Source organism: Marinitoga piezophila KA3 (assembly GCF_000255135.1).
Lineage (GTDB): Bacteria > Thermotogota > Thermotogae > Petrotogales > Petrotogaceae > Marinitoga > Marinitoga piezophila.
Map to the genome: position 1 here is coordinate 2,128,567 of NC_016751.1, position 16,976 is coordinate 2,145,542.

Annotated in this window: 13 protein-coding genes and 1 riboswitch; of the genes, 5 read left to right on the top strand and 8 right to left on the bottom strand. The window is 28.4% G+C overall.

Annotated features, from left to right (window positions below; translation table 11 throughout):
- From MARPI_RS09985 to MARPI_RS10000, 4 genes are read right to left on the bottom strand one after another with little or no spacing between them, the layout of a single operon-like run.
- Positions 1 to 546 carry a chemotaxis protein CheB gene (locus tag MARPI_RS09985; RefSeq protein WP_014297470.1) on the bottom strand — a complete coding sequence of 182 codons (546 nt, stop codon included), beginning with the start codon at positions 544 to 546 and terminating at the stop codon, positions 1 to 3.
- Positions 547 to 2,304, bottom strand: a complete 1,758-nt coding sequence (locus MARPI_RS09990) for an ATP-binding response regulator (RefSeq protein ID WP_014297471.1) — start codon at positions 2,302 to 2,304, stop codon at positions 547 to 549.
- Between the two features lie 5 nt (positions 2,305 to 2,309).
- Entirely contained in the window at positions 2,310 to 3,053 is a 744-nt protein-coding gene (locus MARPI_RS09995) for a hypothetical protein (protein ID WP_014297472.1), read from the bottom strand.
- Positions 3,054 to 3,063: 10 nt separating this feature from the next.
- Positions 3,064 to 4,158, bottom strand: coding sequence for a CheR family methyltransferase (locus MARPI_RS10000; RefSeq protein ID WP_014297473.1), 1,095 nt, complete (start codon positions 4,156 to 4,158; stop codon positions 3,064 to 3,066).
- Between the two features lie 225 nt (positions 4,159 to 4,383).
- Between MARPI_RS10000 and MARPI_RS11205 the strand changes: the two genes are divergently transcribed.
- Positions 4,384 to 6,093, top strand: a complete 1,710-nt coding sequence (locus MARPI_RS11205) for an HD-GYP domain-containing protein (RefSeq protein WP_014297474.1) — start codon at positions 4,384 to 4,386, stop codon at positions 6,091 to 6,093.
- A gap of 8 nt (positions 6,094 to 6,101) precedes the next feature.
- Positions 6,102 to 6,203: riboswitch (purine riboswitch) on the top strand.
- Positions 6,204 to 6,367: 164 nt separating this feature from the next.
- Positions 6,368 to 7,708 carry an NCS2 family permease gene (locus tag MARPI_RS10010; protein WP_014297475.1) on the top strand — a complete coding sequence of 447 codons (1,341 nt, stop codon included), beginning with the start codon at positions 6,368 to 6,370 and terminating at the stop codon, positions 7,706 to 7,708.
- Between the two features lie 32 nt (positions 7,709 to 7,740).
- Here the strand turns inward: MARPI_RS10010 and MARPI_RS10015 are convergent, their stop codons facing one another.
- Positions 7,741 to 8,490: a transposase gene (locus tag MARPI_RS10015; protein ID WP_014297476.1), complete on the bottom strand. Its 750-nt coding sequence runs from the start codon at positions 8,488 to 8,490 to the stop codon at positions 7,741 to 7,743.
- Positions 8,491 to 8,656: 166 nt separating this feature from the next.
- Between MARPI_RS10015 and MARPI_RS10020 the strand changes: the two genes are divergently transcribed.
- From MARPI_RS10020 to MARPI_RS10030, 3 genes are read left to right on the top strand one after another with little or no spacing between them, the layout of a single operon-like run.
- Complete coding sequence (locus MARPI_RS10020; protein WP_014297477.1) at positions 8,657 to 11,389, top strand: efflux RND transporter permease subunit; 2,733 nt, start codon at positions 8,657 to 8,659, stop codon at positions 11,387 to 11,389.
- Entirely contained in the window at positions 11,386 to 12,153 is a 768-nt protein-coding gene (locus MARPI_RS10025; RefSeq protein WP_014297478.1) for an outer membrane lipoprotein-sorting protein, read from the top strand. The genes MARPI_RS10020 and MARPI_RS10025 overlap by 4 nt, the downstream gene beginning before the upstream one ends.
- Before the next feature lie 34 nt (positions 12,154 to 12,187).
- Complete coding sequence (locus MARPI_RS10030; RefSeq protein WP_014297479.1) at positions 12,188 to 13,786, top strand: hypothetical protein; 1,599 nt, start codon at positions 12,188 to 12,190, stop codon at positions 13,784 to 13,786.
- A gap of 54 nt (positions 13,787 to 13,840) precedes the next feature.
- On the opposite strand, the gene MARPI_RS10035 is transcribed toward MARPI_RS10030, so the two are convergent.
- From MARPI_RS10035 to MARPI_RS11160, 3 genes are read right to left on the bottom strand one after another with little or no spacing between them, the layout of a single operon-like run.
- On the bottom strand, positions 13,841 to 15,751 hold the full coding sequence (locus tag MARPI_RS10035) for a BMP family ABC transporter substrate-binding protein (RefSeq protein WP_014297480.1): 1,911 nt from the start codon (positions 15,749 to 15,751) through the stop codon (positions 13,841 to 13,843).
- Between the two features lie 19 nt (positions 15,752 to 15,770).
- Complete coding sequence (locus MARPI_RS10040) at positions 15,771 to 16,499, bottom strand: metallophosphoesterase family protein (RefSeq protein WP_014297481.1); 729 nt, start codon at positions 16,497 to 16,499, stop codon at positions 15,771 to 15,773.
- A gap of 47 nt (positions 16,500 to 16,546) precedes the next feature.
- Entirely contained in the window at positions 16,547 to 16,723 is a 177-nt protein-coding gene (locus MARPI_RS11160) for a hypothetical protein (RefSeq protein ID WP_014297482.1), read from the bottom strand.
- Positions 16,724 to 16,976 lie beyond the last annotated feature (253 nt).

Genomic DNA, 16,976 nt, shown 5'->3' on the forward strand with positions numbered 1-16,976 from the left:
TCAACCCCTGTTTATTTTTAAAATAAGATTTTTAATACCCTCTATATCTAATTTGTTGTATCTTTTGAGACTTCTCATTGCGGCATTTGTCATATATGGAAATTTCGCACGCTTTTGAATATATATATTTGCATTTTTCTTTTCCAATACTTTTAAGCCATTTGTTCCATCCTGCCCCAATCCACCAAGGAGTATAAAATAAAAGTCATCATTTACAAAGCTTTCGCAACTCTTGAATAGATGGTTTATTGAAGGTGCAATGATATCCTGTGAATCAACTGCGGAAATTGTATTTTCATTTACAAAAATAATGTCTTTCCCGCCTTCTGGAATGTATATTCCAGCATTTAAGGAGGTTATGTTATTTATAATATATACTTTTTGTTTGGTGAAATCTTCAATAAAGTCCTTAAAGTTTTCCACCTGACTTGAAAGATTATGCATTGCAAGTACAACAGGTATTTTTAATTCTTCTTTTATATCAAATATCTTTTTTAATGTATTTGGTCCGCCTGCAGATGCACCTATTACAATTTTTTTTATAATTTACACCTCCAGAAATTTTTTTAATAATATTACGATTTTTTCTGGATCATCGCTTTTTGATAGATATGCATTTATTCCTAAATCAAGACCTTTTTTGATATCTTCTGGTGAGTCTTTTGTACTTAACATAATAATTGGTAAATCTTTATTTCTATTTCTCAATATTCTGGCAACTTCATAACCTGAAATTCCAGGAAGTTCAACATCTAATATTGCGGCATCATATCCTTTTTTCTCTATTGCTTCTTCCCCTGATTTTGCTTCAATTACTCTGAATCCAGCGTTTCTTATTAGTTTTGAAATAACAAATCTGGTTAATGTGGAGTCGTCTAAAACAAGAATAGTTTTTTCTTTGTTTGAAATGCGTTTTTTATTGATGTTTACTTCTTCAATTGAAATTATTGGAACGGGATAAGAAAATATATTTTTGGCAAACCCAACAATGTAATCTTTTTCATATGGTAGTACAAATGTTTCAAAATAACCTATTATTTCATCTACAGCAATAGCTTTATTTCTTCCGGCGATTATAAATTTAAAATCACCTTCTTTAAAGTCTATTAAATCCATAATTTTTCCTTTGTAATTTATTTTTTCGTCATTAATAATTTCGGCATCTTTAAGGACTTCCTGGATTTCATTTGAAAAAATTGCAAAGATTTCATGTTGCCTTTTTACAATTAAAACTTTTTTTGAAGTTAATTCTGTTTTAAATGAAACTATAAATGTTGTTCCTTTTTGAGGAGTGCTTTTTACCTTTATAAATCCTTCTCTTGATTCTACAAAAGCTTTTACAGAATCAAGACCAACACCTCTTCCAGAAGACAAATCAGCAGTTTCTTTTGTTGAAAATCCAGATTCAAAAATTATTTCGTATGGATCTTCATAAGTAATTCCTTTTTCTTTTGCTTTTTCTTTGACTTTTTCTATATCTATACCTTTACCATCATCTGTGACCTCTATATATAAAAATTCGCCTTTTGAATAGCTTTTTATGGTTATTTTTCCGTATTCTTTTTTATTATTTTTAATTCTTTCCTCGGGTAATTCAATGCCATGTGCAATTGCGTTTTTTACAAGATGTACAAGAATATTTCTTAAAAATTTTGCGTCTTTTTTTCCTATTTTTTCATCTTCCACAAAAAGTTCTAAACGGACTTTCTTTTTATTAAAAACTGCTTCCTGATAAACAAGATTTTCAAAATCTTCAAGTACTTTGTTTAAAGAAATGAACTTCGAATCTTCTATAATTTTTTGTATGGATTTTCTAAGTTGTTTTAAATTTTTTAAAGCGCTATTTTTATTTCCCTGAATTAATAGATTTTCTGCTTTAAGTATTTCTTCGAAGATTTTTTCAAAGTAATCTATGTGAACTGAGTCAATGGAAACTCTTCCAGATGAACTATCAATATCTTCTTTACCCTCAAGAATTGAAGAAAAATATTTAACTTCATCTGGAGTTAAATCCTTTTTTTTATTTACAATCTCAGCTGAAATCTTCATTATCCTGGCAACAAAATCTTCTTCCAATTCATTGTCTAAACGTTTTTTAAATTCACTTTCGAGAACATGCATAAAGCTCTGTATATTATTTAATCCCACCAGCCCAGCAGAACCTTTTAGTGTATGAAAGATTCTATGTAAATCCTTTATTATAATGGGATCATGAGTTTCAAGATATTTTTTCAATAATTCAATAGCTTCGTTTAATCGTTCTTCCATTTCATCAAAATATATCTGAGAAAAATCCATTTCCATTTATATCACTCCAGAATTTCATATATATTTTTGCCAACTTTTAAGTACTTTTTATTCTTTTCATCTGATATAACTTCACCATTTGTTGTCTGGATATTTTTACATAAAAGGCTAAAACCTTTTTTTATAACGAGCCATTTAAATTCTTCGTCAGTTTTCAATACAGGGAAAATTTCATTTTTATATTCAACAAATCCGTCAAATTCTTTAAATGAAAAAGGGGCAAATTTTTCAATACCGGAAATATTAAGTATTTTGTATCTTTCAACAGCATATTTGCCATCTATAATAAAGAAATCCTGTAATAATTTTTGATGTGTCCCTCTTTTAATTTTTCTGTTTTTTACTATTACGTCTGGCATATCCTGTTTTAATGCATTTTCAATATTAAATACAAGTATATCTTCCCCTTCGTCTTCAAAATATCCGGAATATATTTTCATTTCAGGGAATAATTCAAGCATTTTTTCAGAAATAATGTGCACTTTGTCGATTTTTGTTTTTTTTATTATTGAGGTTACGCCAAAAGCCATTTTTTCATATATTAGAAAGATTTTTAAAACGAGCTTTTCTTCCAGCGGAAGGGTTACAACAGGGTATAAATTCCCGTTAAATTCTGAAAAACCTATAAACTGTTTTCCTGTATCCTCAGGGATAAAAGATGTTGAAATCCCTATGATATTATTTTCGATAGCTATTTTTCGTGTTCTGTTTTCAATATCCTTTATTTCACATATATAATATTCCATCTATAACACCTCAACTATTTTTTAAATGCCATAATTCTGGATCGTCAGGATTTAAATATATAGCTTTTGATATTGAATCTTTAAAATTTTTTCCAAGCCTTAATTCTACAAAACCTTTGTATTTCCATAAAAGATAATTTAAAGGATATTTTTCAATAGCATGTGAGATTCTTTCATAGGCCATAATGAAATTTTCTTTATTAAGCATTTCTTCAATTATTTCAAGCTCTTCTTCTAAAGTAACATGAGTATATGTTTTTAATATTTTGTCTTTTAAAATGTTTTTTTCAATATTATTTTTTGAAGGTTGTAAATTCTTTTTTTCCGGATATTTTAAGTTGATTTTATTTTTAAATAGCGAAGTTTTAGTATTCTTTTTTAATATTTTATTTTTTGAATTTTTCCACAGAACAATATCATCATAAAATTCCGGTTCAAATAATTCCAACAATTCTGGATAAAATTCCCCTTTACCCAGAATTAAATAACCATCTTTTTTTAATAGTAACTTTAAATCATTTAAAATTTTGCTAATTTGATATTCTTCAAAATATATTAAAACTCGACGAATAAATATAATGTCATATGTTTTCGAATTATCCTTTGCTTCCAATATTATATTTCTTTGCATAAAGGATATATCCCTTTTATAATTATTTTTTACATAAAAAAAGTTATCTTTTTTTTCAAAATATTTTTCAATTAAATCCTTTTTAAGAAATCTAACACTCCAGAATTTGTATTCCCCTTTTATTGCCTGTTGGATGCGTTCATAAGATAAATCAACACCTTTTATGGAATAATTTATTCCAGAATCATTTAATATAAAAGACATTGTATAAACCTCTTCTCCCCTTGAACAACCAAGGCTTAAAATATCCCAATTATTTTTTGTCTGGATTTTTCTTTTTAATATATTCCATAGATTTTCATCTCTGAAAAAATAGGATTCTCCAATGGTATAATTTTCAAGAATTATATTTTCCAGTATTTCTTCGTCCAATTCTCCTAAATATTGAATAATTTTTTTTACATTTTGAAATTTTTTTTCATCAAAACTTAAGCTATATTTATTTATTATATGTTTTAATTTAGTATCAATCATATTATCCCCCTCTAAAAATTCATCTCCACTTCTATTATACCAAGAATATTAAAAATAATAAATTATTTTTGCAAATAGATAAAAAAGAAAATATTTTCTATTTTTGGAACAGATTTAAATTTTTTGTTTCCATGCCGTAATTTTTTTTGCGGGGGATTTTGTTATAATTTACACTGAATTAATATATCAATGATATATTAATATAAAAATCAAAGGGGCTCAAGAATGAAGTTTGGAGATATCTTGCATAGTTATATTAAAAAATCTATTATCCAGAATGTTGTATTTTTCGCAATTATTATATTAATCTGGACTTTTTCGTTTTATATGTCATATAGCAATCTTTCTAATTACTCGCAGAATAATTATGACGCTTTTTCAGATGTTATGAATCATTATTTTTATCATTTAAAGTATATTAGTATTATTGATGATGAAAAGTTGCTTAAAGACATTAACATTAAAAGATTTTATGCTGTTGAACAAACAGGAAAGGTTAGAAAAACGCTACCAGATGAATTGTTTGAAGATAAATATATTAATCAGATACTTCTTTTTAAACTGCAAAATATGAAGAATATGGATACATTAATTTTAAAAACTGAGCTATTTTCAAATGAACCTGAGAAAATATATATTGTAAGTAAATATAATTCCTTATATTTAATAGGTGAATTAAATGCTTTAAATTTACTGCATAATTCAACATACTATTTTTCGATAATTGATGAATCAGGAGAATTGATTTTATCTGATTTGAATATTAATAAATTTAATTTTATTACAACTGATAACTTCAGGATATATCTTAACTTAAAGAAGAAATGGAAAAATATAACTCTTGTGACCTCTATTGATATTACAAAATATGTTATATACAATATTTTTATTTCGATAATTATATTATTATTGATTTATGTGAATCTGTGGTTCAAAAAAAGAAATTTAAGTCTTATGGAAACCTTTGAACAGGAATTTAATAAAATAATAAAGAGCATGGAAAGTTTCTTAAAAGAATTAAGAATTATGGATAGACAGAGTTTTATGATTTTGTCTGAAAATGATTTTGTGAATATTCTGGAACCAATAAAAAAAGAAAAATTCCATTTTACTGAATTAGAAGAATTAAAAGAAGTTGAATTTTTAGCTATAAAAGAAATGATAGAATTATTTGATGAAATTAGTGCATCAACAGAAGAATTAGAAGCTACAAATAAAGAACTTGAAGATTTATATAATCAGGTGGAAGATGCATATAATGATCTTGGGGTTTCTTATAGAAAATTTTCTTCGCATCTTTCTGCAATAGCTGAAAAATATGATGAAATAACAGGTTTTCATATTGATAGGGTTGCAAAATATTCGCGGTTAATAGCAGAAAAAATGGGTTTTGATGCGAAATTTGTAAATGATATTGAAACATACGCACCTTTACACGATATTGGTAAATTGATGATAAATCATGATATATTGAATAAACCTGGAGGGCTGACGGCTGAAGAATACGAGGAAATGAAAAAACATACATTATATGCTGAAGAAATATTTGGAAATGATGAATATTTCCAGATGGCTAAAAATATAGCATTATATCATCACGAAAAATATGATGGTTCTGGATATCCTTTTGGGTTAAAAGGAGAGGAGATTCCTATTGAAGCTCGTATTGTTGCGCTTGCTGATATTTATGATGCATTGAGAAGCGATAGACCGTATAAAGCTGGATACTCTCATGAAGAAGCTTATAATATTATAGTTAACGGTGATTTTAAAACCAAACCTTCTATATTTGATCCAGAGGTATTAGAAGTGTTTAAAAAGTATCATGAAGAATTTAATAAAATTTTTGAAGAATATCAGGAAAAATATGAAGTTAAAAAGGAAAAAAATAATGATATAAAAGATCATGGCGAAACAGAAAATGGTAAGGTATGAAAAGTAAATAGGTGAACAAGGATTCTTCCTGTATAATCCCGGGAATATGGCTCGGGAGTCTCTACCAGACAGCCGTAAACTGTCTGACTACAGGAAGAGAGATAATATAATTGTAATAAAGCATCTCTCTTCCTGGGGGATGCTTTTGTTTTTTATGATTAAAATATTAAATTTTATTTAATTTAAATAAATTAGAAATAATTTTGTAAACTATTACTTATACAATAATGTTAAAGGTATATTATATTTTTTAAAACTCAGGAGGTGTTATGGGGTGGAAAAGTTCTTTAAGTTAAGAGAAAACGGTACAACTGTAACAACTGAGATCCTTGCTGGTATTACTATTTTTTTAAGTATGGCCTATATTTTATTTGTTAATCCAAGTATTCTGGTAACAGCTATGGCTCCAGGTGCAGAAGTTGGAAGCGATGTTTATACTCAGTATTTTGGTGCTGTAATGGTTGCTACAATTTTTGGTGCAGCAGCTGCAACATTGGTAATGGGATTATATGCTAATTATCCATTTGCTCTTGCTCCAGGTATGGGTTTAAATGCATATTTTACCTATACTGTAGTTTTGAAAATGGGGATTCCATGGCAGGTTGCATTGGGTGCAATTTTTGTTGAAGGTCTTGTATTTATTTTATTAACAGCTTCAGGGGCAAGAAGTTTTGTTGTAAAAGCTATTCCTCAAAATATAAAATTTGCCACAAGTGCAGGTATAGGTTTATTTATCGCATTTATCGGTATGAAAAATGCAAGTATTATAGTAGCTAATCCTGCAACATTTGTTGGATTGGGAGATTTAACTGATCCAAATGCATTAGTTGCAATAATTGGTTTAATTATAACAGCTGTTTTATTTGCGTTAAGAGTTCCAGGATCGATTCTTCTTGGTATTATTATATCAACAATAATAGGTGCTTTCCCAATTTTTGGAGTTACACATTATCAGGGAATAATCGGAAAGATTCCTGATATTTCACCAACATTTATGAAACTTCAACTTTCATGGGGTGATTTAGTAAGTGGTTCATTCTGGGTTGTGGTATTAACCTTCTTCTTTGTTGACTTCTTTGATACACTTGGTACATTAACAGGTTTAGCTCAAAGTGCTGGATTTATAAAAGATGGAGAAGACTTCCCAAGATCAAATAGAGCATATATGGCTGATGCTATAGGTACTTCTGTAGGTGCATTATTTGGAACTTCAACAGTTACAACATATATTGAAAGTGAAACAGGTATTGCACAGGGTGGAAGAACAGGTTTAACATCAGTAACTGTAGCTGTATTAATGCTTCTTATGTTATTCTTCTCACCTTTAGGATTAACAATTCCAGCTGCAGCAACAGCTCCAGCATTGATTTTTGTTGGTTCTTTAATGTTGAAAAACTTAACAAAAATCAGATGGGAAGATACAACAGAAGCTGTTCCAGCATTTATAACAATTATAATGATGCCATTGACATATTCTATTGCTAATGGTATTGCTCTTGGTTTAATAGCATATCCATTAGTTAAGGTATTATCAGGAAAAGGTAAGGAAATTCACTGGTTAAACTGGGTACTTGCAATTGCATTTGTATATTACCTTATATATTTACAACATTAATAAATCAAGGGCTGTTTCTTTTGAAACAGCCCTTATTTTTGTTTTAATAATTCTAAAAAAATATAGAATAAGCGTTCATTACCATGAGTGCTTACAACATGAGATTGTGCCAGTGCAAACAACAGTGAATTACCATTGGATAGTTTTCCTTTTACCACGCTATCTGAGAAATGTTTTATAAACTCATGGAATTCTTTACGAGCTTCCTGTAAATTAATTTTTTTGGAATTTTTTTCGAGTATTTTAATGGGTTTTTCAGAAAAGATTATGAAAACATCGTAATTATTTATATCTTTAAAAATATACAACCTTCCAAGCTTTTCGTTTTCAATATTTTTTAAGTTTTCAATATTACATTCCTCGAAATATTTCATATCTATATTATTATCTTTATATTTTATACCAACAGCAAAAAAATCTCCTACATCTTCGACACCAAATATCCTTTTTATAAATCGTTTTAAAATAAGCTTTCGTATTTTTAAAACGGTATTATAGGAAACATTTAAATCTTCAGAGATTTTTTTTATCATCTTTCCTTCGGCTAATTCATGAACAATTCTTACAAACTTCAAAGGTTTAATTCTTATATCCTTGAAAATAGTACCATTGTATCTTGACCATTCTCTCCTGCATGATTTGCATTTAAAATGATTTCTTCTTATTGTATAAACTTCTTTGCTTCCGCAATATGGACATTCGCTTTTTATATTCAATATTCCAGCTTCTATTAAAAATCTTTCTGCGCTGCTATCATCTTTTAATTTTTTTATCAAATCCATTTTTATCTCTCCTTTCATTTTATATTTTATCACATTAATTAAGTCTTAATTATCTGCCACCAAAAAATTCTTAATCCTTAAATAATTTTGAAACATTTGAGGAGTATATATTATAAACGTGAAGATAAGTATTCAATAATTGCCACCAAAAGGAGGAGGAGATAAGATGGAGTTAAACCGTAAAAATTCTATATTTATAGTTATTCTTGTAGCGGTTTTAACAATTGTGTTTGGTATCTATGCAGCAAAGGTCAGTGTTCATGATAATATATCAAGTTATGTTCCAAAAGATGATCCTGACAAGGTGATTTATGACGAAGTGGCAGATACATTTGGTTTAAACGGCATGATTTTAACAGCTGTAAAGTATGACGATGTGTATAAACACTTTCCAGAGATATATAAACTCACGGAAGAATTAAAGAAACTTGATGTAGTTGATAATGTTATTTCACCTGTTAATGCTCCAAGGATTAGCACAACAGAAGATGGAGATATTTCAGTTGGAAACCTTGAATCAACATTTGATTTTTCAAGTATTAAATCGTATAGTCCAGAAGAATTGAAAAATGAATTAAAAAACGATGATATGATTAAAGGAAAATTTATATCAGACAACGAAAAAAGCGTATTATTTGCAATTGGATTAAAAAAGGATGTTGAAGAGAAATCAGCAGGTTTAAAGGTTGAAAATGTATTTAAAGATGCAGGTGTTGATTATTATATCTTTGGTACAGCAATTGCGAATAGAGAAATAGAGGAAATAGTAAAAGATAATTTATTAAAGTTAATTCCTATTGTTTTAATTCTCGTTATGGCTGTTCTTTATTTTAGTTATAAGAACATAGCAGGTGTGTTATTGCCTATCATTTCAGTTTTGCTTGCTGATATATGGACAGTTGGAATAATGGAATTGTTGGGAATAGACTTTAACATAACAACATCAGCAGTGCCAATTGCAGTTGTTGGTATAGGAACAGCATATTCAATTCATATTATCAGTAAATATTATGAAGAATTGCATAAGGGTATTTCAGCAGAAAAAGCTGTAAATGAAACATTGAAGCATGTAGGAACAGCAGTTGTTTTAAGTGCATTAACAACTATCGCAGGATTCTTATCATTGTTAACAGCTGATCTTACTCCTGTGTGGCAATTGGGAATATTTACCTCACTTGGTATAGCTTTAGCATTACTAATGGCAACTATATTTGTTCCAGCAATGCTTTTAATTTTCAAGCCAAAGTCGAAGGTAACATTATCTGAAGACGGAGAAAGTCCGTTTTTAAGAAACTTTACAGATAAGATTGTACATCATAGAGCCATTACATTGTCCATAATAGCAATTCTTGTATTATTTACAACATTCTATATTCCAAAAATCAAATCTGATATGCAAATAGAAAATTTCATGAGCGACAAAACACAAATGGTTAAAAGTTCTAAGTTCTTAAGAAATAATTATGGTGGAAATGATTATATATTCGTTGATTTAGTGGCTAAAGGAGACAATACATTCAGGGATTTCTACTTTAATAGATCTATTAGAGATATTTCATTATTTGCAAAGAATTATGATGTTATTTCACAGATTTCAAATATAGGTGATGTTGTTGCAAATCTAACAGAAGGATTTACAGGCGTAAAGTACATTCCTGGTTCAAACGCAGCAATGGAACAGGATTATATGATGATTGAAGGTAGTGAAGGAATAGATAAGATATTATCCGCTGAAAAGAACGAGGGAATTTCTCAAATGATGGTAAACACCAAGAGTTTTAACAAGGTTAAAATCCTTGAAAATGACTTAAGAAAATATATTAATGATTATATCTATACAGATTACAATACAGAAGAATTTGACGTTGAAAATCCAGAACACATAAAAGCATTTGAACACGAACTTAAACAATTCATAGTAGCAAGAAATGGAAAATATACAGAAGAAGTTTTAAATACAATGTTAAAAGCAAGAAAGGCTGATATAAACGAGATAATTTCAGGAATGGATAAAACAATGATATTAAATCTATTTAATAATTATCTTGCTGAATATGGTGAAGAAACAATTGACATGAATACATTCAATGCATATTTAAAAGATCCAAAATCAGTGGATGAATATATTTCAGAATATTATGAATATTTTGTATATGATTACGAACCAACATTAAAGGCATTATATGTGGAAAATACTTTGAAATCATTAAATACAGGATTAAAAGAAAATTATATAAAAGAACTTTCACAATATGTAAATGATGAGGAAGTTGTAATTCCAGGGGGAAATAAGAAGTTATTGGTAAGGGTTACCGGTATTCCGGTATTAACAAACAAGGTTAATGATATGGTATTTGACAATCAAAAAGAAAGTATGATGCTTGCCTATGCACTTGTATTTATATTATTTGCAATTCAAATGCATTCTGTGGTTCTTGGAATACTCGCATTAATTCCTATTACTCTTACTATAATTGTCAACTTTGGAATAATGGGGCTAACAGGTATTTCATTAAATGCAGCAACAGTAACAATTGCATCAATTACTATTGGTACAGGTATAGATTACACAATACACTATTTAACAAGATTTAAGAAAGAATATAGGCTTACAAAGGATAAGTTTAAGGCTGCAATAAGAACATCAGCAACCTCTGGAAGGGCTATATTAATTAACTCTCTTGCAGTTATTCTTGGATTTGCAACATTTATATTCTCAGAAATAGGTATGTTAAGTCAGTTTGGTATTTTAACTGCAACAGCTATGTTAGTGGCTCCTATATTGACTTTAACAATATTCCCTATATTAATGACAATGCTTAATGAAAATCTTTTAAATAAATTCTCAAAAGAATCATTACTAAAAAGAAAATTAAAAATGGAGGAGGAGAAAGCATGAACTACAAAAAGGGATTGGTATTACTCACAGTAATTATTTTAACAGTTGTTTCCGCATTTGCAATTACAGGGCAGGAAGTATTGGATCAATTGAAAGATGCACACGATAATTTCAAAACAGAAAAATCACTTGTGATCATGCAGTTAAAAGACGCTAATGGAAATATCAGGGAAAGGGAATTTGATATGTATATTATGCATGATGGCGACGACACACTTGCGCTTGTAAGATTTAATAAGCCATCAGAAGTAAAAAGAATTACATTGCTCACATTATCAGACGATGAAATTTACCTTTATATGCCAGCATATAGAAAAACAAAGAGGATTTCCGGCGGTGCAAAAAATGGAAAATTTGTAGGTTCAGACTTTAAATACAACGATATTTCATTATTATACAACGAACAAAACGGCGATTACGATGCAAATCTTATAAATGAAGATGATAAATCATATACAGTAGAAATAATTCCACATGAAAAGGACAGTGATTATGGAAAGATAGTAGCGTTAATAGAAAAAGAAAACATGCTCTTTAAAAAAATAGATTTTTATAACAAAAATGGAGAATTAATAAAGGTAATGACATTTAGCGATGTAAAAGATTATTCGGGTCATATTCTCGCAACAAGAATAGAATTAAACAACATTGAAGAAAATCACTCAACAATACTTATTATTAAAAATGTTGAATTTGATATTCCAATTACAAAGAAATTCTTTAACAAGAGAAATATCTCAAAACCTGTTTTGAAGTATCAATAATAAAAATAAAAAATAAGATTTTGGAGGCGAGAATATGAAAAAAAGCATAGTAACAATAATATTGCTTACATTGCTATCATTGACATTATTTGGCTTTTCTGGTGATTTAAATTATATATACGGTTATAATTTCTCAAATAATGCATCAACAACATTTAGTGGATTAAAAACAAATATTACACTTGAAAATGAACTCGACAATCTTTATTATAGATTTTCAATAGATTTATTCAAATTAGACGGTTTTGATTTAAATGTTAACTCAGATATTGATACAACACAGTATGCAGCATTGATGCCATCATCAGTATATTTAATATCTCCATCATTACCATGGGCATTATATGTACTCAATGAAGCATTTGCAGATATTTATCTTGATGAAGCAACATTAAGAGTCGGAAGGTTTATTCCTGATAGCGGCAGTTCAACATTTTACAGCCCTTCAGTAACAATTCCAGCACATGATGGAATTAATCCATTTGAACCATTAAAAACATTACCTGTAGATGGAATATATTTAAATGGTTACATTGCAGACTATACATATGAATTAACCTTTACACCAAAAACATATGACGATATACCTTCATTTATACTATATCCAAAAACAATAAACGAAACAATAATTTCTGAAAACGCAGCAACACTTACATATGCATTTACAACAAAAAAAGAAGAAGTGGAAAAAGCAACAGAAGAATTAGTAGCGTTATTATTATCTAAAGGACTTACAGAGGCTCAGGTTAAATATTATTTATCAAATCCAGCTTCATTAACTGATTTAGGTTTTACACAGGAACAAATTGGCGAAATATATGCAGGTCAAACATTAATGACATTGCCAGATACATATGAAGTTAAGAATACCTATACAGAAACAAAGGATATAGATGAATTATTGCCTGTAAATAGCGATTATAGCGCAAAGGTTTCAATGGATATTTCAAATTACAATATTAAATTAGGCTATACTCATGACCATTATCACTTTACAGTTCCAGAAACAATAGAAATAAATTATTCAAAAGATGGAACAGGAACATCAAAAACAACATTATACAGACCATATAGAAATGTAGTAACATTGGATTTCCAGGGTGTGTCATATTTCTTTGATTCTATAGGTTATCATGGCGAAGCAGCATTAATTATGCCAGAAAAAACATATGTAAAAGTAGATACAACATATTATGTTCCAAATCCTGAAAATCCAACAACAACAGTTCAGACAAAAGATTCAACAGAAGTGGACATTTTTGAAAAGTATTATGTAAAGGCTGTAGGAGGTATCGAATATACACACGGAGAAGACTTTACATTGGGAATTGAAGGATTTAATGGCTTGCCAACAGAGGAATTAAAAGGACATCTTTCATTTGGAAGCGATATGTATATAAAAGCAAAGATAAACAATGTATCCTTTGAAGGTCTTGGATTAGCAGCGTTTTCAAAAATCAATGATAAATATGAACCTGGATATATGGGAACATTGAAAATTGCATATAATGGGATTGATAACTTCGAACCGTCAATACAGTTAAAATATGCATATGCCGAATCAGATCAACACTCATTAAAATCAATGGAAGATTTAAATTCAATCTCATTAAATATAAAAATTTATTTCTAATAAATAATATAAAATTAAAGTGCCGGGATTAATTCCGGCACTTTGTTATTAAATTTAATCAGTAGTAAATATAATCTTTTCCAGTTCTCCTTTTATATTATCAAGATACCAATTAATCTTTAATAATTCTTCATCTGTAATACTTTCATCATTTGTTGCTACTATATTACCATTTGCATCTATAATTGGACCGCTAAACACATCGTATTCCCTGTTTTTTATTGCGTTTTTCATTAATTCAATAAGATTCTCGCTTTGTCCGGGAAGCAAATTCTTCGATTTAAATAATCTTACAATTTTTCTATCCATTCCATACCAGTACTTTCTTAAGTCCTTTAGATGTTTTGAAGTGGTAATTTCCCACTCATCATTCAAAAGTTTTTTTACAATTTTTTCATAAAAAGGTCCCCAATTCCATGTTGCAGCTGCTATATTGGTTTTTGGAAATAATTCATCTTTTTTTATATTATATCCTATGCTATATACATTATGCTCATCGGCAATTTCCAGAGGAGTAAGAGTGTCGAGATTAGAAGCTATTATATCATTTCCAGATTCTATAAGTTTCACCGTTAATTCCTTTTCTAATTCATAGTTTATCCATTCTTTTGTCCATTTTACGTCAATAACAGCTGATGGATTTACCATTTTAACTCCTATAGCAAAAGCATTTAAATTCCTTACAAATAAAGGTAATGGATAAGGCGCAATAAACCCTATCTTATTTGATTTCGTCATAATTCCCGCTATCATTCCTGTTAAAAATTGTGGTTGATATATTCTTCCGAAATATACAGAAAGATTTCTATAACTCTTATATCCCGCACAATTTAAGAACTTTACAGACAAATTATTTACAGCTGCTTTATAAGTTGAATCCATAAAATCAAAACTTGTAGTAATAATTAAATTATAATTCTTATCCACCAATTCTTGAATAACTTCATATGAATCTTCTTTTTTTACATTCTCAATATATGTAGTATGAATTTTATCTTTAAACTTTTCTTCAATATAATTTCTTCCAATTTCATGAGCCTGAACCCAGGTGCTTTCATTAATAGTATTTCTATACACAAAAGCTATATTTAAAGTCTTTTCCTGTGCAGCTGACAATTTAATAAAAGAAGCTAACATTTCATGTAGTAAATCTTTTTTTTCTTCTAAATAAACAGTTTCAAGCTCCTTAATTAATTCTTTTACTCTTGCTTTTAATTCTTTGTCTAAAATATTATCTTCAATTCCATATTTTTTTATATACTCAAGAAAGGCATCGCCGGTAGTCAAAGGAAGACTTTCGCCACCAAGAGAATGATACACCTTTCTAAAGTTCCAGTATATAAATTTTTCAAAATATTTGAAAAATTCATTTGGATTTTGATTGGTTTCCTTTATATGTTTTAAAAGGATTTCTTCAAGCTCTTTAAAGCTTCCTTCCCTTTTAAACCATATCATATTTATTTTTGTTTTTTCATAAAAATCAAGAAACTCATAATAAATTCTGATTTTAGGGTCCAGTTCATCATATTTTGGTATTATCCTTCTTACATTTCCTACAATTGAAGGTGCTTCGAGATATTTTAAAACACTTGCTCGTTTATTTCCTTCTACAACATAAAAATAATTTAAAAATTCATAAGCTACTATAGGTTCCCTTATGCCTTCTTCCTGCTGTGCTTCAAAAAGATTCATCCATTTAATTGCAAATTCACTTGTTTCTTCTAACAATGGAAGAAAGTTTTTTGAAAATGCACTTCTTCGGGATTCGTAATAAGTGCCTTTAACCTTTTTTAGCGGTATTTCTATTGTTCCAAGATATTGTTCTCCACTAATTTCATATTTTTGAAGCAAATGTTCTAAAGAAGGTAAATATCCATCTTTCCCTCTACCTTCCCAGTATAATAACTCCCTTTCCCCTTTTTTCTTTGCATTTTTGTATTCCTTTGCGCTGTCAAATCGATTCATTATATCCTCTCCCCGAAAATCATAAATAAATTTCCTTTAATTTAATCCTTCCATTTTCACCTTTTATTTTTACAATATCATGCAAATTTTCATCATATAATACATACTTAAAAGGAACTGTATTAAGTAAATATGAAATTCTCCCTTTATAATAAATCTTGAAATTTAAAGGTTTGCTGGTATATCTTGGATGAATATGGCCATAAAACCAGATTTTTGGAAAATATTTTAAATAAATTTTTGCTAATTGTTTTGAACCTTTGTGATAATCATCCATATCATCAAAAATATTTGAAATTCCCGGTGGCGAATGGGAGATAATCACATCCAGTTTTTTAAATCTATTTAAAAATTTGCTGCGATTTAACTTGTGGCAAAAAGCCCTTGCATCTTTTTCTTTAAAATGAAATGGTTTTTTACCATAAGATAATGCACCGGAAAATCCGGTGATATACACATCTTCAGAAATATTAAGAGCTGATTTGATATTTATAATTTCATTGTGGATTACTTTAATTCCTGTATAAATATTAGAAAAATCATTTAAATTTATATCTTCAAACTTTTTGAAATATTTTTTATCGTGATTTCCATAAATCATTAGGCTAATTTTAGGGGTTAATGTATTCAATAAAAAATCAAAATATCCCGGTGATAAATCACCGCAACCAAGCAAAATGTCGCATTTTTTAATTATTTTATGAATACTTCCCTTTTCTTCATCAGAAACTGCTACAATTTCTATCATCAATATCTGTCTCCCTGCTGTCAACTATAACTTTTCCACTTAATTAATTATAACATGCTAATAAAAAAACGAAGCCAATAGGCTTCGCTTATAAAATTACTAAATTTTAAATATTTTAATATTTTCATTCTATTTTCCTGTTTTCCTATAAAAACATTTAACCGTTTTAACTCAATATCTATATCCTTAAGAACTATAAAATTTTTAACCTTTATTCTTTCCATACAATCATCTCCTGGTATAATTGGTGGTTTTATAGAAATAGTATTATTTTCAATATAATATAAAGTTATTTCACTTACTCTGCAAATATTATACCATATTTATTATGATACTTCTAAATTTTGAATGAAATCTTTCAATTATTATTGAAACCATTTAGTATTTGTGAAATCATCATAAAAACAAAAAATTTTCTAAATTAAAATATTTAGTTAATAAAAATTACAAAAAAAAAAAAAATGATACATTATAGTT